At 64.0% G+C, this 25,174-nt stretch carries 20 protein-coding genes and 1 tRNA gene; 11 read left to right on the top strand and 10 right to left on the bottom strand.

All coding sequences use genetic code 11. The annotated features are described in order from the left end of the window. Positions 1–592: 592 nt before the first annotated feature. From CO675_RS38560 to CO675_RS38545, 4 genes are read left to right on the top strand one after another with little or no spacing between them, the layout of a single operon-like run. Entirely contained in the window at positions 593–895 is a 303-nt protein-coding gene (locus CO675_RS38560; RefSeq protein WP_097677094.1) for a DUF485 domain-containing protein, read from the top strand. Next, positions 892–2,583, top strand: coding sequence for a cation acetate symporter (locus tag CO675_RS38555; RefSeq protein WP_097677093.1), 1,692 nt, complete (start codon positions 892–894; stop codon positions 2,581–2,583). Before CO675_RS38560 ends, CO675_RS38555 begins: the two co-directional genes overlap by 4 nt. A gap of 34 nt (positions 2,584–2,617) precedes the next feature. Further along, on the top strand, positions 2,618–4,420 hold the full coding sequence (locus CO675_RS38550) for a putative nucleotidyltransferase substrate binding domain-containing protein (protein ID WP_245453087.1): 1,803 nt from the start codon (positions 2,618–2,620) through the stop codon (positions 4,418–4,420). Position 4,421: 1 nt separating this feature from the next. Next, the gene (locus CO675_RS38545; RefSeq protein WP_097677092.1) at positions 4,422–5,108 is read left to right on the top strand and encodes a 3'-5' exonuclease; all 687 of its coding nucleotides are present in this window, start codon (positions 4,422–4,424) and stop codon (positions 5,106–5,108) included. Between the two features lie 138 nt (positions 5,109–5,246). On the opposite strand, the gene CO675_RS38540 is transcribed toward CO675_RS38545, so the two are convergent. The 3 genes from CO675_RS38540 to CO675_RS38530 form a co-directional block, all read right to left on the bottom strand. Next, a tRNA-His gene (locus tag CO675_RS38540) sits at positions 5,247–5,323 on the bottom strand. Positions 5,324–5,512: 189 nt separating this feature from the next. Then, positions 5,513–5,950: a phasin gene (locus CO675_RS38535; RefSeq protein WP_097677091.1), complete on the bottom strand. Its 438-nt coding sequence runs from the start codon at positions 5,948–5,950 to the stop codon at positions 5,513–5,515. A gap of 258 nt (positions 5,951–6,208) precedes the next feature. Continuing rightward, positions 6,209–6,607 (bottom strand): phasin family protein, encoded by a 399-nt coding sequence (locus CO675_RS38530; protein WP_097677090.1) that lies wholly within the window; start codon positions 6,605–6,607, stop codon positions 6,209–6,211. Between the two features lie 347 nt (positions 6,608–6,954). On the opposite strand from CO675_RS38530, the gene CO675_RS38525 reads away from it, so the two are divergent. Together CO675_RS38525 and CO675_RS38520 are read left to right on the top strand one after the other, a co-directional pair. Next, entirely contained in the window at positions 6,955–10,866 is a 3,912-nt protein-coding gene (locus CO675_RS38525; RefSeq protein WP_097677089.1) for a PAS domain-containing protein, read from the top strand. A gap of 449 nt (positions 10,867–11,315) precedes the next feature. Next, a complete protein-coding gene (locus CO675_RS38520; RefSeq protein WP_097677097.1) occupies positions 11,316–12,143 on the top strand; it encodes a metallophosphoesterase family protein in 828 nt (275 codons plus the stop codon). On the opposite strand, the gene CO675_RS38515 is transcribed toward CO675_RS38520, so the two are convergent. Both CO675_RS38515 and CO675_RS38510 read right to left on the bottom strand, forming a co-directional pair. Continuing rightward, entirely contained in the window at positions 12,082–12,567 is a 486-nt protein-coding gene (locus tag CO675_RS38515; protein ID WP_097677088.1) for a Crp/Fnr family transcriptional regulator, read from the bottom strand. The genes CO675_RS38520 and CO675_RS38515 overlap by 62 nt on opposite strands. Positions 12,568–12,847: 280 nt before the next feature. Beyond that, the gene (locus CO675_RS38510; protein WP_097677087.1) at positions 12,848–14,548 is read right to left on the bottom strand and encodes a vWA domain-containing protein; all 1,701 of its coding nucleotides are present in this window, start codon (positions 14,546–14,548) and stop codon (positions 12,848–12,850) included. Positions 14,549–15,026: 478 nt separating this feature from the next. On the opposite strand from CO675_RS38510, the gene CO675_RS38505 reads away from it, so the two are divergent. Next, on the top strand, positions 15,027–15,374 hold the full coding sequence (locus CO675_RS38505) for a hypothetical protein (RefSeq protein ID WP_097677086.1): 348 nt from the start codon (positions 15,027–15,029) through the stop codon (positions 15,372–15,374). A 124-nt stretch (positions 15,375–15,498) separates the two neighbouring features. Here CO675_RS38505 and CO675_RS38500 read toward each other — a convergent pair whose 3' ends face one another. The 5 genes from CO675_RS38500 to CO675_RS38480 form a co-directional block, all read right to left on the bottom strand. Continuing rightward, entirely contained in the window at positions 15,499–16,026 is a 528-nt protein-coding gene (locus CO675_RS38500) for a tautomerase family protein (protein ID WP_097677085.1), read from the bottom strand. Between the two features lie 99 nt (positions 16,027–16,125). Next, positions 16,126–17,145 (bottom strand): GlxA family transcriptional regulator, encoded by a 1,020-nt coding sequence (locus CO675_RS38495; protein WP_097677084.1) that lies wholly within the window; start codon positions 17,143–17,145, stop codon positions 16,126–16,128. A gap of 303 nt (positions 17,146–17,448) precedes the next feature. Beyond that, the gene (locus tag CO675_RS38490; RefSeq protein ID WP_097677083.1) at positions 17,449–18,093 is read right to left on the bottom strand and encodes a GNAT family N-acetyltransferase; all 645 of its coding nucleotides are present in this window, start codon (positions 18,091–18,093) and stop codon (positions 17,449–17,451) included. Between the two features lies 1 nt (position 18,094). Continuing rightward, a complete protein-coding gene (locus CO675_RS38485; protein WP_097677082.1) occupies positions 18,095–18,745 on the bottom strand; it encodes a 3-oxoacid CoA-transferase subunit B in 651 nt (216 codons plus the stop codon). Between the two features lie 24 nt (positions 18,746–18,769). Next, on the bottom strand, positions 18,770–19,477 hold the full coding sequence (locus CO675_RS38480) for a CoA transferase subunit A (RefSeq protein WP_028336014.1): 708 nt from the start codon (positions 19,475–19,477) through the stop codon (positions 18,770–18,772). Between the two features lie 244 nt (positions 19,478–19,721). Between CO675_RS38480 and CO675_RS38475 the strand changes: the two genes are divergently transcribed. The 4 genes from CO675_RS38475 (at position 19,722) to CO675_RS38460 (ending at position 25,171) form a co-directional block, all read left to right on the top strand. Continuing rightward, positions 19,722–21,686 carry an AsmA family protein gene (locus tag CO675_RS38475; RefSeq protein ID WP_245453086.1) on the top strand — a complete coding sequence of 655 codons (1,965 nt, stop codon included), beginning with the start codon at positions 19,722–19,724 and terminating at the stop codon, positions 21,684–21,686. A 206-nt stretch (positions 21,687–21,892) separates the two neighbouring features. Further along, positions 21,893–23,278 carry an ABC transporter substrate-binding protein gene (locus CO675_RS38470; RefSeq protein WP_097677080.1) on the top strand — a complete coding sequence of 462 codons (1,386 nt, stop codon included), beginning with the start codon at positions 21,893–21,895 and terminating at the stop codon, positions 23,276–23,278. Positions 23,279–23,453: 175 nt separating this feature from the next. After that, positions 23,454–24,323, top strand: coding sequence for a carbohydrate ABC transporter permease (locus tag CO675_RS38465; protein ID WP_097677079.1), 870 nt, complete (start codon positions 23,454–23,456; stop codon positions 24,321–24,323). After that, positions 24,320–25,171, top strand: coding sequence for a carbohydrate ABC transporter permease (locus CO675_RS38460; protein WP_097677078.1), 852 nt, complete (start codon positions 24,320–24,322; stop codon positions 25,169–25,171). The genes CO675_RS38465 and CO675_RS38460 overlap by 4 nt, the downstream gene beginning before the upstream one ends. The last annotated feature ends 3 nt before the right edge of the window (positions 25,172–25,174 follow it).

The following is a 25,174-nucleotide window of genomic DNA, read 5'->3' as shown; positions in this document are numbered from 1 at the left end:
CCGTGCTCGCCCCAGAAGCCGTTGGGGTCCTTGACCGAGTGCGCATACATCTCGCGGTATTTGGCGTCGTTGACATAAGCGCGCTTGGCCCAGTCGGCCGGCACGTCATAGCTCGCTTCCGGCGAACCAGCATTCACGGACTTCGCATCCATGGGAATTCCTCCGAGATTGTCTTCTGTGTGACACCATTACCAACAACACCAGGGAAGCTGGCTCTCTCTTCTCGGAGGTCATGCGGTCCGCACGCGGCCAACTGGTTGCTTGTCCAACTCCCCACTCGTTCGCCATATATGGTCATATGATCGATGCCGGGTTGATCTCCATCAAGAATCACCCTCCGCAGTTTGCTTTCCAGACACCGCACCAGAGATGTCTTCGCGCTCGAGGCCGGCAGATCAGTGCGCACACGCGACATTTTGATCTGCATCAAGATCCCTCTTCTTCGATCGTACATATTCACATTGCTTCAACAGCGACTGTTGTGAGTCCGCCCGCCTCACGCCCGTACATGCCTGACGTTGAATACGCTGGAATTGAACGCCGCTCTGCGCGGCTAAACGTTCTTCCACTCATTTCTGAGGGAACCCAAACATTGAGCACTTACGAAAAAATTGAGCAGGACCCGAACTATCAAGAACTGGTTCGCCGGCGTTCGTCGCTGGGCTGGACGCTATCGGCGATCATGCTGATCGTATATTTCGGTTTCATCCTGCTCGTCGCCTACGCGCCACACTTCCTTGGCACACCGATGGGGACAGGCGTCACAACCATTGGCATTCCGATCGGACTGTTGGTCATCGTTTCGGCATTCCTGCTGACGGGCATCTACGTCAGCAAGGCGAACTCAAAATACGACCCTCTGATCCGCAAGATTGTTGGAGCGCGCCGCCAATGAAAAAGATACCCCACCTGTTGGTGACGCTGTTCATTTGCATTCCTTCGGTCGCACTTGCGGCCGGGACGATCGACGGCGGCACCAAGCAAGCGGTCAACTGGTCCGCTATTGGCATGTTCATCGGGTTCGTATCTCTGACGCTTGTGATAACCTACTGGGCATCGAAACGGACGGTATCGGCCGCGGATTTCTACTCGGCAGGTGGAGGCATCTCGGCTGGCCAGAACGGGCTTGCGATCGCCGGCGACTACATGTCGGCAGCATCGTTCCTGGGTATCTCAGGTCTTGTTTACACCTCAGGGTATGATGGCCTGATCTACTCGGTAGGTTGGCTTGTTGGATGGCCTGTCGTCACATTCCTGATTGCCGAGCAGCTCCGCAATCTCGGCAAGTTCACGTTCGCCGACGTCGCTTCATTCCGGCTCGGCCAGACGCGGATACGCATCCTGGCCGCGTGCGGCTCGCTGGTGACTGTCGCTTTCTATCTGATCGCGCAGATGGTCGGCGCCGGCAAGCTGATCCAACTGCTTTTCGGCCTGGACTATTGGATTGCCGTCATCCTGGTGGGTGGCCTTATGATGGTCTACGTGACCTTTGGCGGCATGAAAGCCACGACCTGGGTGCAAATCATCAAGGCTGTGCTGTTGCTGTTCGGCGCGACATTCATGGCAGGCGCCGTGCTTTACAAATTCGGGTTCAGCCCGGAAGCGCTGTTCGCCAAGGCAACCGAAGTACACCCCAAGAAGCTCGCAATCATGGAGCCCGGCAGCCTGATCTCAAATCCGCTCTCGGCCATTTCGCTCGGCTTGGCCCTTATGTTCGGCACCGCCGGTCTGCCTCACATCCTCATGCGCTTCTTCACGGTGAAAGACGCGCAGGCCGCACGCAAGTCGGTATTCTATGCAACAGGCTTCATTGGATATTTCTACATCTTGACCTTCATCATCGGATTCGGCGCCATCACGCTCGTCTCGACCGATCTGGCGTTCCTCGACGCAGGGATTCTCGAGAAGACCAAAAGCGGAATCGCCGCGATAAGGGGCGGGTCGAACATGGCCGCGATCCATCTGGCCGACGCAGTAGGCGGCAACCTGTTCCTCGGCTTCATTTCGGCCGTCGCCTTTGCCACGATCCTGGCCGTCGTATCGGGCTTGGCGCTCGCGGGAGCGTCCTCCATCAGCCACGATATCTACGCCATGGTAATCAAGGGCGGACATGCCAATGAACAGGATGAAGTTCGTGTCTCGAAGATCGCGACTCTGTTCCTGGGTGTGCTCGCGATCATACTTGGTATTATCTTCGAAAACCAAAACGTCGCCTTCATGGTCGGCCTTGCCTTCGCCATCGCAGCGTCCTGCAACTTCCCGGTGCTGGTGATGTCGATCTTCTGGAAGAACCTTACCACGAGAGGCGCCTTGATTGGTGGCCTGCTCGGCCTGATCAGCGCTGTCGTCGGCGTCATTCTGTCGCCGGCGGTATGGGAGGTGACGCTCGGCTTTGCAAAGGGATCGGCCCCCATCAAACTGGACAACCCTGCTCTGTTCTCGATGACAATCGCATTCGTGTCCATCTGGCTGATCTCGGTCCTGGACCGTAGCGCGCGTGCGGGCAAGGACCGCGACGGCTTCGACGCGCAATTCGTGCGGAGCCAGACTGGCATCGGAGCAGCAAGCGCCACCAGTCACTGAACCTTCCGCACGTGGAAAATAGGCACAATGGCGAATGCCCAAGGCATTTGATGCTGCTAATCCGCCGTTCGATCGTCTGACGCCGCATGAAGTGGAGACGCTTCGTGCGGCGCTGGACGTCGTCTACTTTCGACCCGGCGAACCGGTCATCGACCAAGGCAGCGCCTCGCAGGCCCTCTTCGTCGTCATCAAAGGCACGATAGAGGAGCGCGACGGGACCGATCTGCTGGCCCTGCTCGGCCCGAAGGACAGCTTCGACAGCCGCGCCCTCGTGCACGGCAAAAGCGGACACGCCTTCCGCGCCCGCGACGAAACGCTATGCTACTCCGCTCCGCGATCTACGGTGCTCGACCTGATCCAGAATAATCCGAGATTTGCCTCGTTCTTCTACCACGATATCGCGCGTAAACTGGATGAGTTCGTCAAGGACCAGGATGAGCAGCGACACGGATCAATGATGCGCGCTCGCATTTCCGAGCTTTTTCTGCACCCTGCCGCCTTCGTCGAAGCCGACGACACCGTGGAAACGGCAGGCCGCAAGATGCAAGAGATCAACAGCAACGCATTGTTTGTGCGCGACGGCCAACGGACCGGCATCATCACGGGCATGAACCTGTCAAAAGCCGTTGTGTTACGCCGCCAATCTATTCAAACATCCGTTCGCAATCTGGCGCACTTCGATCTGGTCACACTGCGGCCCGACGATTTCGTGTCGTCAGCGCTCGTGCTCATGACCAAGCTCAATAAGCGCCGCGTGGCCATTCGCGACGACGAACGTTTCGTCGGCATCCTGGAGGACATCGATGTCCTGGGCTTCCTCGCCGGTAGCGCTCAGGTCATCGCCGGACGTATTGAGCGCGCTGCGAACCAAGACGACCTGGCGGCCGCCGCTCGCCAAACAGCGGCCCAGGTGCGGACCCTGCGGCGCCAAGGGATCGGCGTCGAGCTGATCGGCGAAATCGTCTCCGATTTGAACCAGCGTCTGTTTTCCAGATTGTTCGATCTCGTGGCACCGGCTGAGATTCGCGCGGGCGGGTGCCTGATGGTCATGGGAAGCGAGGGCCGGGGCGAGCAGACCGCCCGTACGGATCAAGACAACGGCCTCATTCTGTTAGAGGCAATCGAACAAGCGGAGCTTGATAAGTTTCGCGCTGCATTCTCCGGCGCGCTGTCCGACTTTGGCTTTCCTCCCTGCCCCGGACACGTGATGGTGAACAATCCAGCATGGTCCAAACCACTGGCCGACTACATCGCCGACATACGCTATTGGCTCACATTGCCGGACGATGCCGCTCATCTGAACGTCGCCATACTTTTCGACGCACGGTGCGTTGCCGGCGACGCGACGCTCCTGGCCGAAGCGAAGACGACGCTGATCGAGACGGCACGCGGCGAACAGGCGTTCCTCGCGCATTTCGCGCGGGCCGTAGACCTCTTCGCGACGCCGATTGGCCTCTTCAAGAACTTGATCACCTCTGCGGGCAATGGCGACGCCATCGATCTGAAGAAAGGCGGTCTATTTCCGATTGTGCATGGCGTTCGCAGCCTTGCTCTCGAGCATGGGTTGATGGAAACCGCGACTGACAAGCGCATCGGCCGTCTACGCGAGATGGGCGTCTTGCACGCCGAATTCGCCCGCGAACTTCATCAAGCTTTCAATTTCATGCTGATGCTGCGGCTCGACGGTCAACTGGCGGAGTCAGCTGGCGCCACAGGCACGCTGGTACGACCATCATCATTGTCGAGCATGGAGCGCGACCTGCTGCGTGACGCATTCCACGTCGTCAAGAAGTTCCGCGAGTTCATTCGCCATCACTTCAATCTCGGTGTCTTCTGACGTGATTCCGCGCGCGATCAAACGCCTGTTTCACCAAGCTTCGATCGGCGACCAGTCATATCGATTCATGTTCAAGCGCGGTCCCGAGGACGAAGTTGTCGCCATCGATTGCGAGACCACGGGGCTAAACGTACGCACCGACGACATCATCAGCATCGGCGCCATCAAAATCAGAGGCAACCGCATTCTGACAAGTGAGCGCTTCGAGGGGTTCGTACGCCCCGATGCAAGCATGCGAACGGATGCGATCAAGATACACCGTCTACGTCAGGTCGACGTTGAGCATCAGGCCCCGATCCGGAAGTTGCTGCCCGACTTCCTGCATTTCGTCGGCGGGCGGCCGCTAGTCGGGTACTACGTCGATTTCGACATCGCGATGCTGGACAAATATATTCTTCCGTTTATTGGAATCGAATTGCCAAATCCGCGCATCGAGATCTCCAGCCTCTACTACGAGCGGAAGTACGGCGATGCCCCCCCAAACATCTCGATCGATCTGTCGTTCTCCGCAATTCTCGCAGATCTCGAAATCCCTTCGCTTCCTCAACATGACGCGTTCAACGACGCCTTAATGACCGCGATGATGTACGTCACCCTGCGTGACAAGAAGCAGCGAGGAACACGAATTCCACGGTCAAACAGTCAGGCCGCCACCGATCCATTCGGCGGTCAAGCGATCCTCGCATAGGGCTGTCGATGCCACGAAAACCACCGGTTGCTATTGACCGAGGGTCACCTGCATTTCGCGATTTGGTCGTAATGGCGTAGGTGCCTGCAAGCATGGCGGTAGCAGGCTACTTCAGCCAACACTAGGCGCTGATTTCGTTGGTACAGTTGGGTGGGCTCGAACCACCGACCTCCTGTTCCACAGACAGGCGCTCTAACCAACTGAGCTACAACTGCATCCTGACGCACGGCCCCGCAAAAAGGGGGGCGGCGATTTCGGCGGAAACTAGGTGCAACGCCCGCCTTTGGCAAGGCCGTAACGCGCTGATTTCCGCTCTTATCTCGGGCCAATCCACGGCCCCCGTCCAGCAAAAAGGCCCGGACCGCGATCGGCCCGGGCCTTTCGCTAAGTCGTGCAGACCGCGATCAGGCGGCCGGTTGCTGGTAGAACTTCGAGGCGCCGGCCTTGATCGGCTCGGCGGTCTCGCTGGCGACCTTCTGGCCGAGCTCGGCCAGTTCCTTGGCCTGCGCAGTGTAGGTCTCGAACTGCTTGCGGGCGTGCGAGGTCCACAGCTCGACCGCTTCGGTCGGCGACTTCACGCTGAACAGCTCCTGGGCGAAGTCGAGCGAGGAGGTGGTGTTGGCCTTGAAGAACTCGATCAGCTTGGCCGAATAGGCGGTGGCGCCCTTGTTCATCGAGGTGAACACGGCCTCGACGGTCGAATTGTGGGTCTCGGCAGCGTCCTTGAACTTGGCGTAGCTGTCGCGGGCCTGCAGCACGCCCTTTTCGGCGAACGCACGCACCTGCTCGGGAACTTCGAACGGGATGATCGAGGCGGAGAACGGATCGGACGGGTTGGTCATACGTGTAATCCTTCGCAACGGGTGAGTAGATGTGACCATTGCGGACGTCCCGGAGACACAAGGGCCGGGAACGTTGAATGGATCACGCTGCCTTGATTCACGGGAGTGCCCTTCGTCGGGCGCGCCTAATAAACACCCATATCATGTCAATTTTGTGCAACGCAACGTAAGATCGCGTGCAACGCCACATTTTTTATGCGACGGAATATGGGATTACCGCGCCCGACCGGGGTTGGCCTGCCACAGTTCGTCAGCGCTTCAGCTCTTGGGCTTGACCGCATCCATCGCGGCGCGGCTGACCGCCTGGCCCATTTCGCTGGCCTGTTCGGCGAGCGAGCGCATCTGGCCCTGCACATACTCGCTGTGCAGCCGCATCACCTCGCTGAGGTCCTTGGCCTTGAGCAGCGACTGGGCGTAGTCCAGCGACGACTGCACGTTCTTCTCCGCGTAGCCGAGCGCCTTGGCGGACAGCTCCTTGGCGCCGGCGCGCACCGTGGCGTTGCGCTCCTCGATCTTGCCGGCGGTGTCCCGCGCATTGGTCACGAACTGCTCGAAAGCCTTGCGCGCCTGGTCGAAGCTCGCTTCCGCCATCGACCGCATATCCTTGGGGATCTCGAATTTGGGGATCTCGAAATGGTCACGCCCGTTGTCGCTCATGGTCGCTCTCCCTTGCTTGGTGATCGGCCTGCCGGGTTGGCCCTGCGGGCCCCGGGTAGAATGGACGGCAGAATATATCGTGGCACTGCAATCGCAGGTGTGACGGCGCCGCCGGTTCCGCAACACGCTGTCGCAGCCGCCTCTCTCCGCCCGACAACGTCAAACGGCTGTGGATCGTTCAACCAAGTTAACGTTATCCCGGCTTAAGCCGGGGCACCCTGGCCGCGGACATGGACCTGCCGCCCCCCAGTTGCGATACTAACCTTCTGTTAAGGCTGTCGTCCTGCGACCGCCGGCGCGCCGGCAGCTTAAGGAAGAAGCCAAACGATGCGGTCAAATCTTGCGTGATGAGTGACGCGGAATTCCAGATCCTGGCGCTCGGCGATGTGCGGCTGGCGGACCATGCGTCGGGCGCCCTGCCGGCATGGCTGTGGTCGGCCGACGGCGCACGGATTCTGTGGGCCAATCCGGTCGGCGCGCAGGTATTCGGTGCCGCCAATGGCGCCGAGCTGGCGAAGCGCGCCTTCGGCCCGGCCGATCCGCATCGCCGCCAGGTTGCGCGGCTCGGTCCCAGCCTCGACGCCGGCGGCGCAATGCGGCTGGAGCGGCTGCGCGGTTTCGGCGCGGCGCCCGGCATGCTCGCGACCTGCGGCTGCAGGCGGATCGAGCTATCCGACGGCAGCCACGGCATCCTGATGACCTCGCTCAATGCGATCGGCCGCAACATGCCGCTCGCCGAGCGCTTGCTGCGGCTGGTGCAAGGCTTGCCGCGGCCGGCGGCCGCCTTCAACGGCGACGGACTTTTGCTCGCAACCAGCGAGGCGGCACGTTCGCTGCCCGGCCTGCACGATCTCAGCGAAGCCGGCCTCGATGCCGCGCGCAACGAGGCGCTGGCGCAGGGCCGCGCGGCGGCGAGCGTCGCGATCGGCCGCGTCGTGCTGCAGCGGATCGGCCACGGCGCCGATCGCGCGCTGATCGCGCTGATCAAGCCGGCGGCGCATCTCGCCGCCAAACCTGCAGCGCCGATCGTGCCTCAACCGGTTGAGCCGGAGACGGCTGCACCGGAAGCACCGGTAGCGGCAGCAGCGCAGCAAGACGCAGCAGCAGTCGAGCCACCATCGGCACCCGCCGCCGTCGAACCGCCAACGGCGCTTGCCGAAGCCGCCACGCCGGCAAGCGAAGCGCCGGCCACCTTCACGCTGTTCGATGCGCTGGATCCGCCTGCGGAAGAACAAGCCGCAGCCGAGCCGATTGTCAGCGTGACTGAATCCGAACCTGCGGGCGTTGCTCCAGCTCCCGCGCCAGAAGAGATGCACGCCGAGACTGCGCCCGTCGCGCCTGTCGCATTCGACACCACGCCGGACGAAACTGCCGCCGTCGAGGAGCCGTTATCGGAAGCGCTGATCGAGGTGCCTGCAGTGACGCAGATCGAAGCACCTGCGCACCTTGCTCCACCGCTCGCATCGGCAGAACTCGCGCACGACGTGCCAGCACCGCTCAAGACCTCATCTCTCGACACCACGCCCGACGAAACTGCCGCGGTCGAGGAACCGCTATCGGAAGCGCTGATCGAGGTGCCCGCTGCGCCACAGGTCGAAGCGCCCGCAGCTGAACCTACTCCCGATCTCGAAGAGACCGCACACGCGCCCGCTTCGGAAACATCGGCGCCACCGGCCGGTGGCGTGCCCTCGCCTTATGCGATCGCGGCTGCGCCGCCTGCCGCCGAGCCAGCACCCGCGACGCTCGCGCCCGTGCCACCGCCATCCTGGCTCGACGAGCCGTTGCCGGTACGGCGCCATCCGCTGCGCTTCATGTGGCAGATGGACCATGAGGCGCGCTTCTCGCTCGGCTCCGACGAGTTCACCCGCCTGATCGGCCTGCACACCGCGGCCGGCTTCGGCCGCCTCTGGAGCGACATCGCCGAGAGTTTTGGCCTCGATCCGGAGGGCCGCGTCCTCAAGGCGTTCGCCAGCCGCGACACCTGGAGCAGCATCACGCTGCACTGGCCGGTCGACGGCGGCGGCCGGCTGCCGGTCGAATTGTCCGGCCTGCCGGTGTTCGATCGCTCCCGGAATTTCGCCGGCTACCGCGGCTTTGGTGTGTGTCGCGACCTCGACGGGCTTGCGCGACTCGCCGCTTTGCGCCGCTATGAGTTCTTCAGCGGCTCGATCGCGCCGCGATCGCTGTCGGCCGATGTCGCGCCTGCGCCGCGCACCGCTGCGCCGCCCGGGCCCGCCGCACCACATGATGTTGCTCCGCCGCCCGACCCGACCGCAGCACCACCCGAGGAATTGACCGAGCCGAGCGCAGCAGAGACTTCACACCAAGCCGATCCGGACCACGCCGTGGAAACGCCGCAAGAAACGCAAGGAGGAACGCAGGGGGAAACGCACGACGTGCGTCACGACCCGCCGCAGAATGTGGTGCAGTTCCGTCTTGCCGGCGACAACCGGCCGCCGTCGCTGACGCCGGTCGAGAACAACGCCTTCAACGAGCTCGCGCGCCAATTGTCGGCGCGGCTCGAAAGCGAGGCCGGCCTCACCGCGACGACCAACGAGCGCGCCGCCACGGAGGCGGTAGCCGAAGCGCCGCCCGCCAGCGAACCGGAGGCGGAGGCGCCGCAGCAGCAGGAAGCGATCGCGCAACCGGAGACGCCGGCCGAGGCGCCAAAGGCCGGTTGGCTCGCCGCGAGCGAACCTGCACCACGCGGAGAGTCCCGCCGCGACCGCGCGCTGCTCGATTTGCTGCCGGTCGGCATCCTGATCTACCGGCTCGACCGCCTGCTCTATGCCAACCACGCCTTCCTCGCCCGCATGGGCTATGACAGCCTGCACGCGCTGGAAGCCGCCGGCGGGCTCGATGCGCTCTATGTCGAGCCCGGCGTCTCGCAGGCGAGCAGCACGTCAGGCACCGGTACGCCGGTGACGATCTCCGCGAACCAGAACGCGGACGACGGCGCGCAGTCGGTGTCCGCGGAGGCGCGGCTGCACACCATCAGCTGGGATGACGATTCCGCGCTGGCGCTGATCTTCTCGCGCACGCTGGACGAAGACGCCGCGGTCGCGGCCGCGCTCTCCGATCCTGCGCCCGATCCGGAGCCCGTTGCTGCCGCCGAGCCGGTGCTTGCGCCGCTACCGCCGCAGGCCGGCCACGCCGACGCCGAGGAGTTAGGTGCGATCCTCGACACCGCGGCCGAAGGCATCATCATGTTCGATGCCGAGGGCAACATCCATTCCTGCAACCGCAGCGCGGAGGCGCTGTTCGGCTATGATGGCGACGAGTTCGTCACGCGCAATCTCGCCGACCTGTTCGCGCCCGAAAGCCAGCACGGCATCTTCGACTATCTCACCAGCGTGAAATCGGCCGGCGTTGCCAGCCTGCTCGACCACGGCCGCGAGACGCTCGGCCGCGTCCGCCAGGGCGGCATCATCCCGCTCTCGGTGACGATGGGCCGCACCCGCGCCGACGGGCCTAATTTCTTCGCCGTGTTCCGCGATCTCTCGCAGGCGAAAAAGAGCGAGGGCGAGTTGCGCGAGGCGCGGCGGCTCACTGAGCGCGCCGCCAACGGCAAATCCGACATGCTGGCGCGGATCAGCCATGAGCTGCGCACGCCGCTCAACGCCATCATCGGCTTTGCCGAGGTGATGATATCAGAGCGCTTCGGCGCGCTCGGCAACGAGCGCTATGTCGAATACATGAAGGACATCCGCGCCTCCGGCGAGCGGGTGATCGCGATCGTCAACGACCTGCTCGACCTGTCGCGGATCGAGACCGGTAAGCTCGACCTCGCCTTCACCAGCCAGAACCTCAACGAGATGGTGGAGAGCTGCGTTGCCGTGATGCAGCCGCAGGCCAACCGCGAGCGCATCATCATCCGCACCTCGCTCGCGCACACGCTGCCGCCTGTCGTCGCCGACGCCCGCGCGCTGCGCCAGATCACGCTGAACCTGATCGGCAACTCGATCCATCTCGCCAATGCCGGCGGCCAGGTGATCGTCTCGACCGCGCTGTCGGATTTCGGCGAGGTGATGCTGCGCGTGCGCGACACCGGCCAGAGCCTCAACGACAACGAGGTCGCCGCCGCACTGGAGCCGTTCCGCGCGCCGACGCCGTCAGATCAGGCCGGCTCGGGCGGCGTCAGCCTGTCGCTGACCAAGGCGCTGGTCGAGGCCAATCGCGCCAAATTCCAGATCCGCACCGGCGGCCGCACCGGCACGCTGATCGAGATCGTGTTCTCGCATGCTGCGGCGAGGGCTTGAGGAGCGTCGCGCAAGCAGGTGCGCGTTGCTCGATGTAAGGGACGCGCCGGCGCGCCGGCTCCCTCCCCCCTTGCGGGGGAGGGTTGGGGAGAGGGGTGCCACACGGCGTGCCCTCTCGACCTAACGGCCAACACCACGCGGCCGAGATTGTAAGACCGACACTCATCTCAATCATCCCTCCCGGGGCCACCCCTCTCCCGTCGCAAGTCGGGCCTGCCCGACTTGCGCAAATCAATGATGCGCAACCGGGGTAAACCCCGGTTGCGTGGGAGAGGGAGCCTGACTGGTGTGCTCGCCTCACGTCGTTCGAGCGGCGCATATCTGCGCACTGCGAGAATCTGTCGCGCTTGCCCCGTGCGGCACGGCATAGATCTTGCTGCAATTCCGATTGTTTGAAATTCATTGTCTTGCGAACCCAGCCCGCTTTCCCGGGCATCTGGATCTGGCGGATGCGCTGCCTCGTCGTCGCCGACTTGCATTATTCATTGCCGCAGTTCGACTGGCTGCTGGCGGCCGCGCCGCAATTCGATCTCGTGATCTTCGCCGGCGACGCGCTCAACCTCGGCTCGGCGGTGGACTTCCGCGCCCAGATCGTCGTCGTCACGAAATACCTCGCGCGGCTCGCCGGCCTCACGCGCGTGATCTTCTGCTCGGGCAATCATGACCTCGACGAGCGCAACGCGGAGGGCGAGAAGGTCGCGCGATGGGTCGCTGCCGTCAGGGAGTTCGGCATCGCCTGCGACGGCGACAATCTGACCATCGGCGACACGCTGTTCACGGTGTGCCCGTGGTGGGACGGCCCGCTGGTCAAGGCGCGGATCGACGCCCAGCTGCGCGGGGCAGCCGCCATCCCGCATCGCCGCTGGGTCTGGGTGCATCATGCGCCGCCGGCGGATTCGCCGATCAGCTGGGGCGGCAAGCGCTTCTTCGGCGACGTCGAGCTGTTGCACTGGATCGAGCGTCACCATCCGGCGATGGTGATCTCGGGCCATGTGCATCAATCGCCCTTCATCCCGAACGGCTCGTGGTTCGACCGGATCGGGACCACCTGGGTGTTCAATACCGGGCTGCAGCCCGGCAGGCCGCCGGTCTACATCGTGCTCGATCTCACCCAGGAGAAGGCTTTCTGGCTCGCCGCCGGCGACGCGCAGATCGTCGATCTCGACGCGCCCCTGCATCGGCCGGCAACGCCGCTCAGCGAGGCGCCGGACTGGCTCACATCCTTGGATCAGATTGCCGATCCGAGCCTGGCGCGACCTGCATCGGCGGCAGGTTGATCATGCTCTGCAGCACTTCACTGACCATCGCCAGATGGGTGCCGTGATCGGAATATTGGTGCATCAGGTCGGCCAGATAGGTCGTGGCAACGTGCAGCCGTTGCGCCAGCAGCTGTGCGATCAGCAGCGCCACCGCAGGCTGCTCCCGCAGGAACGACGCCGCATCGTCGAATTCATAGAGGACGCAATCGGATGCCGCGCGTACCTTCGCGCTGTGCGGCTTGTCGAGCAGAACGCTCATCTCGCCGAACACCGCGCCGGGCTCGTCGATCACCGCGACCAGACTGTCGCCCTTCACGACCTCGACCTTGCCCTCGAGCAGCACGAACAGATGACCTGTCTTGCCGCCCTCCTCGATGAACTCCGTGCCGGCCGGCAGGCTGCGCCTGTTGCCGCCGGTGCAGTGCTCAAGGATCGCTCGCATGCTGTTTCATCTCCGTCTGCAGTCAGACTAGGCGGAGATGCGGCCGACGTGAACGGGATTAGCCGGGCGGTCTGCCCAAATTGTCGGCAGGCCGTGCGTCAGGGACGGAGCGGCCGAAGGGCTCCCTCTCCCGCTTGCGGGGGAGGGTCGGGGTGGAGGCTCTCTCCGCGAGTCCCGGTGTGGAGAGAGCCCCCACCCGCATCTCATCTTCGATGAGATGCGACCTCCCCCGCGAGCGGGAGAGGTGCACTGTTTCCGCCGCCCGAACGATCCAGCCGCCTTATTGCTTGATCTCCAGCGTCTGGCGCTTGCCGGCGGCGATCGAGAACGGCTTTTCCGCCTTCTGGCCGTCGGCATAGGTCGCGACCGCGACATAGTCGCCGGCGCTGAGCGCGACGTTGGTGGTCGCCTCGTAGCTCACCGAGACGCGCTTGCGCTCGTCATTGATGTCGCGCTCGGCGCCGTAGATGTCGATCTCCTGGGCGCCGTCGGCCTTGATCCCGACCACGCCGGCGTTGAGGTTGACGGTGATCCGGGTCGGAGCGCCGGACTTCACCTCCGCGTGCGCCGTGCCCTTGGCCTCGCCAACCGTCACCATCACCTCGTAGCTGCCGCCGGGCAGATCGAACTTCGATTCGGCGTCGTATTCCTGCGCGACCTTTTCGCCCTCGTCACCGTCGGCCTTCGCCGGCTGGTGCACGGCAACCACGAGGTCCTTCTCGACCTTGGGGCCGCCCTCGGCATAGGTGGTGGTGACGATCAGCTTGCCGACGTCGAGGGTGAGCTGGACATTGCTGGAGTCGCCCGCGGCGACCGCGAACGGCTTGCTGGTCTTCGACTGCCCCTTGGTCAGGGTCAGCGTGTAATTGCCCGCCGCGAGCACGAAGCGTGGCACCGCGTCATACTCCTGCGCGACCAGTCTGCCGCCCTTGTCAGTGACCTGCCAGACCACGTCGTCCACCTTGGCAGCCCCGCCCGCAACCGAGCCCTCGCTGGTGACGTAGCCGGCATCGAGGATGACGTCGAGCGTCGTCGGCTTGCCGTTCTCAACCTTGAGCGGAAACTCGCGCTTGAGCTGCCGGTAGCTCACTTCCACGATGTAATCGCCGGGCGCGATGTTGTCGGCGAACGGCGCACCGTAGAAGGTGTTGACGTGCTCGCCCTTCTCGCCTCCGGCGCGCTTGTAGACGCCCCAGTTGACGTCCTCGTCGCTGATCGGATCGAGCCCTTCGGCGAGCCGCGCCACGCCACGAAGGTTCTTGCCGAGATAGGGATCGGCGGCCGCCGGCTTCGGCGGCGCCTCGCTTGCGACCTTGGTGCCTTGCGTCGCCGCCACCGCCTTGGTCAGTGCGCCGGTGAGGCTCGCGGCGTTGCCGGCATCGAGATAGACGCCGCCGGTCGCGCGCGCGATGCATTGCAGCTGGCTCTTCGCCGCGGGATCGGCGACGTCGAGGCCGATCACGTGCGCGGTGAAGCCGATGCCGGCCTTCTTCAACTCGGCCGCGGCCGCGCACGGATCCGGCGCGCAGGTCTCGATGCCGTCGGACACCAGGATCACATTGGCCTTGTTCTCGGTCGAGTGCAGCGCCTCGGCGGCAGCACGCAGCGAGTCCGAGATCGGCGTCTTGCCCTTCGGGTTGATGCCATCGATCGCAGCCTTGATCCTCGCCGGATCGAACTTGCTGACCGGCACCATCAGCTCGATGTCCTTGCAGTCACCCTTCGAGCGATGGCCGTAGACCATCACGCCGAGACGATCGGCGGGATTCCATTTCGACAGGATCGCATCGACCGCCTGTCGCGCGGCGGAGATCTTGCTCTGCCCGTCGACCAGGCCCCACATCGAGCCGGATGCATCGAGCACGAGGATGGTGTCCGTCCCCTGCCCTTGCGCCTGCGCCTGGGCGCCATGAGGTGACAGCAACGCCAGGCCAAGCGACAGCAGGCCGGCAACGAACGAGCGGCGAAAAACCTTAATCACGGATCGATCCTCGATGATGGAGACAATCGGAGGGCAAAGACGGCTGCGACGGCGCGGCACATCGTGAGATCATCCGCGCCTTGCCGCAACCGCGCCCTCATTCGATCCGGATTTTGTTTTTTGTTGGCCGGATTGCCGATGCGATGCACGTGCGGCGCGCTTGCGACGAAACACCAAAATGTCTTTGATTGGCGTCACTTGCGTTCGAACATTTGGACTATTGCGACACGCGTTTGGACTGACGCGACACGCCAATCGCGATTAAATCGCTTCCAGAGTTGCGCGCATCGCAACCGACGGCGTGAGCGTCATCACGGATGACGCTGCTTTGCCCGCTGCCGTGCAATCAGGGCGTGGACGGATTGGCGCGGAGCCATAGAAGCGAACTGGACCAAGGCAAGGTCGCTGACGTCGCGGTGGTCTGATGACGTCTCGGCTTCCAACCGATAGATCTGCGGCGCTAGAGTAGGCGATCGACATGTGGGGCGTCGACGCGGACCACGGTGGTGATAGCCGACGCCCCAAGGAGGAGGTGCCCGTCATGCGAACGCTGACTCTTCTCACCTTCGCAGCCTCTATCGCCGTTCCGACATTTGTCGCGGCGCAGTCCATGACAGCACAGCGATATCATGAAGAGAAAGGTCCCTGCGCTTGCCCCGAGGACATGGACAAGGCCGGAAGCAAATGCGGAAGGCGGAGTGCCTTCTGCGAGGGCGACGGCATCGAAATTGAGAATTGTTATCTGAAGGACGTTGAGCTCCAGAAGAAGAAGGAGTGCTGGTTCATTTACGATCCGGCAAAACCCGGGCTCGCGCCGAAGAGGTAATCGAGTGGGACGACCTGCATTAATTCGCCGATGGCCCATCTCGGAGGTCAGGCAACGACCGCTTTTGCGTCGCTGTCGGGAACAGCGGACGTCGATTGATGCAGTCGATTTATGAGTACGCGGCCTAATCGACGCCGCGTCGCGCCGCATCGATCGCGCCACCCAGCAGTTCGAGCGCCTTGACGCGCCGCCGCCGTGCAAGGCGCTCTTCGCCGACCTTGCGTTCATGCTCGCCGGCGATGAAGGCCTGAATGTCCGGCAGCAGACGAATGACGCCGCGGCTACCCCACTGGCCATCCGGTATCTCGGTCGGAAACACCCATACCTGCGGCGCCACGTCCTCGTACGACCCGCCGTCGGCGCGGACCACGGCAGCGGTCACGTCCTTCACCAAAGCCGCGCGCGAGGCTTCGGTGTACTGCCCCTCGGGCACCGTCGGGACGATGCGATAGCGCGGCGACGGCGACGGTTCGCCCGCCACATAGACCGCGGCCGGCCGATGCAGGAACACGACGGTGACGCTTTGCGCAACCTTGCTTGCCGGGTCGAACCCCTCGTGACCGATCAGGATATCGCCGAGCTCCTTGATCAGCCGCGCTTCCGCGGCCGGCTTCAGGGCTCCTTCGGGAATTGTGACGTCGATCATCGGCATTTGAGAAACCTCCTGTTGTTGCAACAGGAGGTTTATGCGCGAGACGTTTCCGGCAGCAGTGGCAGTATCGCCATTCTCAGGGCAGATTCAGACACGGCGTCAGCTTGCAGGCGCCATGCGCGCGGTGACACGCGCAAACCGGCGCTGGTATTCGCGAGGCGAAAGCCCGGTTTCGCGCTTGAACAGGCGGCGAAAGGTCGACAGATCGGTGTAGCCGACGCGCGCGCTGACCGCGTCGAGCCTCAGCCGCCTGGATTCGATCAGCCGCTTGGCCACGTCGACGCGCAGCGCCTGCAGATATTGCAGCGGCGCCTCGCCGACCGCGAGCTTGAAGCGGCGGTTCAAGGTGCGTTCGCTGACCGAAAGGTCGCGGGCCAGCCTGGCGAGGCTGAAGCCGCGTTGCAGCGACTTCTCCATCAGGCTTTGCGCCCGCGCCACCAGCGCATCGGAATGCTGGGCGTCGTGCGTGCGGCCGGCATAGGGCGCCTGCGAGACGCGATTGCCGTCGATCAGCATCAGCTTGCCGGTCTCGGCGGCCACCTCAGTGCCGGCGAACTTCTCGACCAGCCGGAGCGCAAGATTGAGCGAGGTGGTCACCGCGCCCGAGCAGACGATCCGATTCTGCTCGGTGAGGATCTCGGCGACACGCAGATCCACCGCCGGATAGCGCATCGCGAATGTCCGCCCGTTCGCCCAATGGGTGGTCGCGACCCGGCCGTCGAGCAGGCCGGCCTCGGCGAGGATGAAGCTGCCGGTGCAATAGGACGCCAGCAGCGTGCCGCGCTCATGTTGCCGCCGCAGCGCGGTGAGCAGCGGCTCGACCGTCTCGAGCCGGGCGAAGAAGCGCTCAATATCGCCGACGAACGGTCCGGGGATCACCACCGCATCCGCCGCCGACCGCGCGCTGATCGGTCCATCGACGCCGACGACCTGGCCGGACGCGGTCTGCACCGGCCGGCCATCGAGTGACTCGACGCGCCAGCGCAGCTGGGACGGCTTGCCGTTGTGACGCAGCGGCCGCTTCGCCGCCACCGAATTGGCGGCAGTGAAGACATCGACGATGCCCGCAACGCCCGAAGCGAGAATGCCGTCATAGACCCAAATCCGGGTGAGTGGCATGGCCGTGTCCGATCTTGCACAAGATGGGGCAATTCTGCCATCGCGGGCGGGAGCGGGCAAGCGGTTGCCGAATGTCACGCGCTGTGTGACTGCTCGACGGCAACTCATGTCGTGAGGATGGGATGTCTGATTCACCGGCAGCGCAACACATTCGCTGTCGTCCCGGCGAAGGCCGGGACCCATTACCCCAAATGCTGTTGTTGCGCGTCGCTGGGGCCGCTATCCCGTTCATCACGGAATGCGGTGGTTATGGGTCCCGGCCTTCGCCGGGACGACGGGAGTGAATGCGGCGCCTGCCGCCCCTCACATCCCCCGCGCAAATCTGCGAAAGCCCGGCGCGCCGGTCAGGGCTTCGAAGGCCGCGTCGCGCTTCTCCTCGGCGAAGGCAAAGCCGGCCTTGGTGTAGCAGCGCTCGGCCGCGTGGTTGCCGATCACGAACGAGATCGATGCCCGCGAATAGCCGGCAGCCTTGCCGTCGGCGAGCGCACGGGCGATCAGGGCCTGCACCAGACCGCCGCCGCGATAGGATCCGAGGTTTGCGACGTGCTCGATCAGCCAGTCGCCCTCGCCGCCCTGAACCCAGCAATTGCGGGCATAGCCGCCGCGTGCGACGATGCCGTCGGCATCCGCGCCGGTCTCGGCCGCGACCTCCTCGATCGCCGCGCGTGCGGCGACGACCGTTCCGGATGCGGGCATGGCGCACAGCGCGGCAGCCGGCACGCCGTCGACCTCAGCGATCAGGAAATGGGCGACATGGTACCATGAGCGCACCCGCGCCACGGCGAGCCGCGTCATGAACGCGAGACACTCGCCCTCCGGCCGGTCGAGCGCGATGTCGAACCAGCCGCGCGGCAACGGGCCGCGCTGCGCGGCCAGCACGACGCGGGCGATGAAGCCGGCGTCGTCGGATCGTGCGGGACGGATCGAGGATCGTCCCGCACCAATCATCTCAGGTGTTCTTCAGCGCGACGCGGAATTCCGCTTCGGTCTTGGCCTTGACCTCGTCGAGCGTGACGCCGTCGGCGAGCTCGATCAGCGCCATGCCGTCCTTGCCGTGCTTGTCGATGGTGAACACCGCCAAATCGGTGACGACCATATCGACCACGCGCTCACCGGTCAGCGGCAGGTTGCACTGCTTGAGCAGCTTCGCGCCGTCCTTGGCGGAATGCTCCATCACGACGACGACGCGCTTGACGCCGGCGACGAGGTCCATGGCGCCGCCCATGCCCTTCACCATCTTGCCGGGAATCATCCAGTTGGCGAGGTCGCCGTTCTGCGCCACCTGCATGGCGCCGAGGATCGACAGGTCGATATGGCCGCCGCGCACCATGCCGAAGGAATCGGCCGAGGAAAAATAGCTGGTCGAGGGCAATTCGCTCACGGTCTGCTTGCCGGCGTTGATGAGGTCGGCGTCCACCTCGTCCTCATAGGGGAACGGGCCCATGCCGAGCATGCCGTTCTCGCTCTGCAGGTTCACGTCGACGCCATCGGGAATGTAGTTCGAGACCAGCGTCGGGATGCCGATGCCGAGATTGACGTAATAGCCGTCGCGCAATTCCTTGGCGGCGCGGGCGGCCATCTGTTCACGGGTCCAGGCCATGAGGCTCTCCTGAAGAGGTGTGATTTAAGCGGCGGGCCGCGGGCGGGTGTTGCGGAACTCGATCCGCTTCTTGCCGGTCCCGACCTCGATGATGCGTTTGACGAAGATGCCGGGGGTGTGGATGTGGTCCGGGTCGATCTCGCCGGCCGGCACCAGATGCTCGACCTCGGCAACGGTGACCTTCGCGGCGGTCGCCATCATCGGGTTAAAGTTGCGCGCGGTCTTGCGGTAGACCAGGTTGCCGGCGGTGTCGCCCTTCCAGGCGTGCACGATGGCGACGTCGGCGAACAGGCCGCGCTCCATGATGTACTTCTCGCCGTCGAATTCCTTCACTTCCTTGCCCTCGGCGATCAGCGTGCCGACGCCGGTCTTGGTGTAGAAGGCCGGGATGCCGGCGCCGCCGGCGCGGATGCGCTCGGCCAGCGTGCCCTGCGGGTTGAACTCGAGCTCGAGCTCGCCGGCGAGATATTGCTGGGCGAACAGCTTGTTCTCGCCGACATAGGACGAGATCATCTTCTTGATCTGGCGCGTTTCCAGCAGCCGGCTGAGGCCGATGCCATCGACGCCGGCATTATTGGAGACGACCGTGAGGCCCTTGACGCCGGATTCGCGAATCGCGTCCGACAGGGTCTCGGCGATGCCGCAGAGGCCGAAGCCGCCCGACATGATCATCATGCCGTCCTTGAGGAGACCATCGAGTGCCGATTTGGCGTCGGGATAAACCTTGTTCATGCAATGAATACCTGATGGAGGGCGCGGAACGGCTCTGTCCAGCGGATTATTAGGCGAAATCTTCGCAATGCGTCAATCACGGCCCCGGTGCGGCGACGGGCGGCGGCCTGCCACATCAACATGGCCTTGAAAGCGTCAAGAAAACCCTTCAAGTTGCGTGGGTTGGCAGGGGCCTCCGGAGCGAGCCCGCTGTGTCCGACGACGACCCGACAAAACTCAACCCGACCCGGATATGTCATTGACGATGGCCCAAGGAATTAAGCGCCTGGGGATGCCGATCGCGGCGCTTTTCGGCCTGGCGCTCGTCGGGCTGGTCGGAACGTCGTGGTTCCTCAACCGGGACGCGCTGCGGAGCGCGGTGGAAGCACAGATTCGCGCCGTGACCGGGCTCGAGCTCGTCGTCAACGGCCCGATCGATGTTTCGGTGTTTCCGGGCAGCTATGTCTCCTTCCATAATGTCGGGCTGAAGGGCGCCGATACCATCGGTCCTGCCCTGCAGGTCGATGTGCTGACCGCCAATCTGCGTCTGCTGCCGCTGTTGCTGCGGCGGTTCGAGATTGCCGACGTCATGATGCTCCGTCCGCATATCCGTGTGGTCCGCGACAGCGCCGGCGAGAGCAACTGGACCCCGTTCGTCGAGACCATCGCCAGGACGATGACGCCCGGCGCCGAGAACCAGGTGTCGTTCTCCGAAATCCGGATCCAGGACGGCGAGCTGAATTACCAGGATGGCACCAACAATATCTCCGAGCAGCTCGGCGACATCGACCTGTCGCTGGCCTGGCCCTCGATCTCGCGCTCGTTTGCCGCAACCGGCCAGTTCGACTGGCGCGGCGAGCGCGTCGACGGCTCGATCAGCGCCAGCGATTTCGTCGCGCTGCTGTCGGGCGACCGTTCCGGCCTCAAGGCGCGGCTGGCCAGCGCACCGCTCAAGGTTGCGTTCGACGGAACCGTCGCCAACCGCACCAGCCTGATGATGGAAGGCACCGCCACCATGGACTCACCGTCGCTGCGCAACGCGCTGCGCTGGATGGGACAGGCGCCGCCCGGCGGCGGTGGCGGCTTCGGCCGTTTCGCGCTGAAGGCCCGCGCCAATGTGGTCGGCGGCTCGGTCGCGCTCACCAATGTCAATGTCGAGCTCGACGGCAATGTCGCCGAGGGCGTGATGACCTACGCCAATAACGGCCGGCAGACGCTGCAGGCGACGCTTGCCGCCGGCAATCTCGATTTCACGCCCTACATCTCGACCTTCCGCCTCTTGGCCAGCGGCCAGCGCGACTGGAACAGGCAGCTGTTCGACCTCTCCTCGCTGTCGTCGACCGATCTCGACATGCGCCTGTCGGCCGCCAAGGTGACGGTTGGTCCGTCCAAGCTCGGCCGCACCGCGTTCGGCGCCAATCTGCGCGGCGGCGCGCTCGCGCTCAGCGTCGGCGAGGCGCAGATGTATGGCGGCATCGCCAAGGGCTCGTTCGCGATCGCGCGCTCGGATGCGGTCGCCGACGTCAGGGCGCAATTCCAGTTCACCGATGTCGATCTGCAGGCCTGCGCCAGCGAATTGTTCGGCATCAACAAGCTGTCCGGCCGGGGCAACCTCAACGTCTCGCTGACGGCCTCCGGCTCGAGCCCGTTCGGGCTCGCGTCGTCGCTGGACGGCACCGCGACGCTGAACGGCCACGACGGCGCGATCGCCGGCTTCAATGTCGAGCAATTGCTGCGGCGGCTGGAGAAGCGGCCGCTGTCCGGCGGCGGCAATTTCCGCTCCGGCTCGACACCCTATGACAATCTCAGTGTCTCGGTGAAATTCTCCGACGGAGTCGCGACCGCCGACGACATCCATGTCGTGAGCCCGGCGGCGAAGATCACGCTGACCGGCACCGCCTCGGTGCCGTCGCGTGAGTACGATCTCAAGGGCGTCGCCAGCCTGACCTCGGCGGCGGCCGGCGGCACCGCGTTCGATCTGCCGTTCGTGATTCAAGGCCCGTGGGACGATCCGCTGATCTTCCCCGATCCGGAAAGCCTGATCCGCCGCTCGCCGGCATCCGCCCCGCTGCTCGACGCGGTGAAGGATCGCAAGACCCGCGACGCGGTGCGTTCGGTGATCGAGCGCTTCACCGGCGGCGCCGCACGGCCCGCGGTCGCGCCCGATGCCGCTTCCGGCGTGCCCGGCAACGCACCGGCGACATCGGCCGAGAATGCCAAATCGAACTGACCGAAGTCGAACTGGCCCAGTTGAACTGACCAAGGCCGAACCGATCGATCCATTCACTTTCCGCATCGATGCAGCGGGACTGATCCACGCTCTCCCATGAGCCCCCTACAGAAGTCGTCGACGCGGCATCTTTATCGGGTCACGGGCATGCGCTAATGTTTTCTCCAACCGGTTAAAAAAAGCCGGCCTCATGAGGGGAGAAGAACGTGAGATCCAAGGTTATCGGTGCGCTATCAATTGCGGTCGCTGCGGTCGGCCTGTTCGCCGCAACTGCACCCGCTCTCGCCCAGGGCAAGACGATCACCGTCTGGTGGGGCAAGGGATTTTACAAATCCGAAGACGACGCGCTGCTCGACACGATCAAGAAATTCGAAGCCAAGACCGGCATCAAGGTCGAACTGTCGCAATATGCGATCCAGGACATGATTCCGAAGACGGTCGCCGCGCTCGATTCCGGCACCGTGCCCGACGTCGCCTATTCCGACACCTACGATGTGCAGGCCCAGGGCAAATGGGCCTTCGAGGGCAAGCTCGAAGACCTCTCCGACATCATGCTGCCGATGAAGGATGCCTTCGCGCCGAACACGCTGGAAGCCGCCCTGCTCTACAATGGCGTCGCCAAGAAGAAGTCCTACTACGGCTTCCCGCTGAAGCAGCAGAGCATGCACGTCCAGATCTGGAACGACATGCTGGAGAAGGCCGGCTTCAAGGCCGCCGACATCCCGACCAAGTGGGAGGACTACTGGACGTTCTGGTGCGACAAGGTGCAGCCGGGGATCCGCAAGGCGACCGGCCAGCGCATCTACGGCGTCGGCCAGCCGATGGGCGTGGAATCCACCGACTCGTTCCAGTCGTTCTACACCTTCATGGACGCCTACCACGTCAAGCTGGTCGACGACGACGGCAAGCTCTTGGTCGATGATCCCAAGGTGCGCGAGGGCCTGATCCACGCGCTGAAGGACTATACCGACACCTACACCAAGGGCTGCACGCCGCCCTCCTCGACGACCTGGAAGGACCCGGACAACAACGTCGCCTTCCACAACAAGACGATCGTGATGACCCACAATTTCACGATCTCGATCGCGGCGAAGTGGTTCGAGGATTCCACCAACCCGGCGCTGACCGACGCGCAGCGCGCCGCCGGCAAGCAGGCCTATGAGCACGACATCATCACCGCGTCGTTCCCGAAGGCTCCGGACGGCTCGACGATCCGCTACCGCTCCGACGTCAAGACCGGGCTGATCTTCGCCAACGCCAAGAACAAGGCGGAAGGCAAGCAGTTCATCAGCTTCCTGATGCAGGAAGACAACGTCCGGCCCTACATCGAAGGTGCGCTCGGCCGCTGGTTCCCGGTGACCAAGGCCAGCCAGGCGAGCCCGTTCTGGCAGGCCGACCGGCATCGCAAGGCGGTCTGGAACCAGTTCACCGGCGGCACCGCGCCGTTCGACTTTACCAAGAACTGGAAGTTCACCATCCTGAACAACGAGAACGTCTGGGCCAAGGCCATGAACCGCGTGGTCAGCGAGAAGGTGCCGGTGGACAAGGCCGTCGACGAGCTGATCACGCGCATCAAGCAGGTGGCGGGGTGATAATCTTCCCCCTCTCCCCGTCCTTCACGGGGAGAGGGTCGGGGTGAGGGGCTCCATCCGCGAGCAATACGCGCGGAGAGCCCTGTACCCCCTCACCCGGATCACATCTGCGATGTGATCCGACCTCTCCCCGCAAGCGGGGCGAGGTAAAGAGGGCCAAGAGACGAGACAGACTATGGCGATCACGCTCTCCGCATCCGATGTCCCCTCGCCGCCGCTGTCGGCGCGGCTGTCGCCGCCGCAGATCTGGGGCATCGCGCTGCTTGCGCCCTATCTGCTCGTCTTCCTCGCTTTCGTGGTCTATCCGGTCGGCTATGGGCTGTGGCTGGCGCGCCATCCATCGAGCTATGTCGCGCTGTACAACGATCCGATCTTCGCCCGCGCCGCCGTCAACACGCTGATCTTCCTGGTCATCGGCATCAACATCAAGATGCTGATCGCGCTGTTCCTGTCCGGCTTCTTCGCCCAGCAGCGGCCCTGGATCAGGTGGCTGTCGGTCATCTTCATCCTGCCCTGGGCGGTGCCGTCGATCCCGACCATTCTCTCTGTGCGCTTCATGCTCAATCCGGAATGGGGCGTGGTCAACCAGCTGATCTTCAAGTTCACCGGCGACGACGGCCCGAACTGGCTGAACGATCCGGCGGTCGCGCTGGCGATGGCGATCGGCGTGCACATCTGGAAGTCGCTGCCGTTCTGGACGCTGATCCTGCTGACCGGACGGCTCGCCATCCCGCACGATCTGTACGAGGCGTCCGACGTCGACGGCGCCAATTGGTGGCAGAAATTCCGCTACATCACCTGGCCGTCGATGCAGACGCTCTACATCACCTGCACGCTGCTCTCGATGATCTGGACGCTGGGCGACTTCAACAGCGTCTATCTGCTCACCGGCGGCGGACCCGCCGACCTCACCCACGTGCTGTCGACGCTGGGCATCCGCTATCTCAGGCTCGACCAGCTGTCGCTGGCGATGGCCTCGATCGTCTGCGCGATGCCGTTCGTGCTGCCGCTGGTCTATTACATGATGAAACGGTTGTCGCGATGAAGCTGCCCACCCTCCGCGAAGTCGGCACCGAAGCCAAGCTGCTGCTGATCGGCATCCCGGTCTTCATCTGGACCATGATCCCGATCTACCACATGTTCGTGTTCGCGATCTCGCCGAAGGAGGACGCGTTCACCGGCAAGCTGTGGCCGACGCATCCGACGCTGCATAATTTCTCGATCGTGTTCCACCAGCAGCATTACTTCCTGCGCGACTTCTGGATCCAGTTCTGGAATTCGGCCGTGATCGCGCTCGCCGTCGGCGCGCTGACGTTGTTCGTCGCCACCGCCGCGGCATTCTCGATCTCGCGGCTGCGCGTGCCGGGCGGTCGGGTGGTGATGAACATGGCGCTGTTCACCTATTTCATCCCGGCGGCGTTCCTCGCCGTGCCGATGTACCGCACCATGGGCACCTACGGCCTGCTCAACAATCACTGGTCGCTGATTCTGGCCATGGTGACGATCGCCGCGCCCTACGCGATCTGGGTGCTGAAGCAGGCCTCCGACAAGCTGCCGGTCGAGCTCGACGAAGCCGCGACGATGGACGGCGCCACCACGCTGCAGCTGTTCCGCCTGGTCTATGTGCCGTTGATGATGCCCTCGCTGGTCGCGGTCGGCACTTATGCGATCCTGCTTGCCTGGAACGAATATCTCTACGCGTTCCTCTTGCTGTCGAAGGACACCGACATCACGCTGCCGGTCGCGCTCGGCAACTTCCTCGCCGCCGACGACTCGCCATGGGAGCTGCTAATGACCACCGGCTTCATCTACGCGCTGCCGCCGGCCGCGGTGTATTACGCCTTCAAGCGTTACATGGTCGGTGGGCTGACTGCCGGCGCCGTCAAATCGTAACGC

This window comes from Bradyrhizobium sp. C9 (genome assembly GCF_002532045.1).
Taxonomy (GTDB): Bacteria; Pseudomonadota; Alphaproteobacteria; order Rhizobiales; family Xanthobacteraceae; genus Bradyrhizobium.
The sequence above is the reverse complement of the archived record's forward strand: the minus strand, read 5'-3'. Positions and strand labels throughout refer to the sequence as shown.

Bases quoted from the DNA above. Each gene is read 5' to 3' on its own strand.
- CO675_RS38555 (WP_097677093.1), top strand. From the start codon at position 892: ATGAAAAAGATACCCCACCTGTTGGTGACGCTGTTCATTTGCATTCCT.
- CO675_RS38550 (WP_245453087.1), top strand. From the start codon at position 2,618: ATGCCCAAGGCATTTGATGCTGCTAATCCGCCGTTCGATCGTCTGACG.
- CO675_RS38535 (WP_097677091.1), bottom strand. From the start codon at position 5,950: ATGACCAACCCGTCCGATCCGTTCTCCGCCTCGATCATCCCGTTCGAA.
- CO675_RS38530 (WP_097677090.1), bottom strand. From the start codon at position 6,607: ATGAGCGACAACGGGCGTGACCATTTCGAGATCCCCAAATTCGAGATC.
- CO675_RS38525 (WP_097677089.1), top strand. From the start codon at position 6,955: ATGAGTGACGCGGAATTCCAGATCCTGGCGCTCGGCGATGTGCGGCTG.
- CO675_RS38520 (WP_097677097.1), top strand. From the start codon at position 11,316: ATGCGCTGCCTCGTCGTCGCCGACTTGCATTATTCATTGCCGCAGTTC.
- CO675_RS38515 (WP_097677088.1), bottom strand. From the start codon at position 12,567: ATGCGAGCGATCCTTGAGCACTGCACCGGCGGCAACAGGCGCAGCCTG.
- CO675_RS38505 (WP_097677086.1), top strand. From the start codon at position 15,027: ATGTGGGGCGTCGACGCGGACCACGGTGGTGATAGCCGACGCCCCAAG.
- CO675_RS38500 (WP_097677085.1), bottom strand. From the start codon at position 16,026: ATGCCGATGATCGACGTCACAATTCCCGAAGGAGCCCTGAAGCCGGCC.
- CO675_RS38495 (WP_097677084.1), bottom strand. From the start codon at position 17,145: ATGCCACTCACCCGGATTTGGGTCTATGACGGCATTCTCGCTTCGGGC.
- CO675_RS38490 (WP_097677083.1), bottom strand. From the start codon at position 18,093: ATGATTGGTGCGGGACGATCCTCGATCCGTCCCGCACGATCCGACGAC.
- CO675_RS38485 (WP_097677082.1), bottom strand. From the start codon at position 18,745: ATGGCCTGGACCCGTGAACAGATGGCCGCCCGCGCCGCCAAGGAATTG.
- CO675_RS38480 (WP_028336014.1), bottom strand. From the start codon at position 19,477: ATGAACAAGGTTTATCCCGACGCCAAATCGGCACTCGATGGTCTCCTC.
- CO675_RS38475 (WP_245453086.1), top strand. From the start codon at position 19,722: ATGGCCCAAGGAATTAAGCGCCTGGGGATGCCGATCGCGGCGCTTTTC.
- CO675_RS38465 (WP_097677079.1), top strand. From the start codon at position 23,454: ATGGCGATCACGCTCTCCGCATCCGATGTCCCCTCGCCGCCGCTGTCG.
- CO675_RS38460 (WP_097677078.1), top strand. From the start codon at position 24,320: ATGAAGCTGCCCACCCTCCGCGAAGTCGGCACCGAAGCCAAGCTGCTG.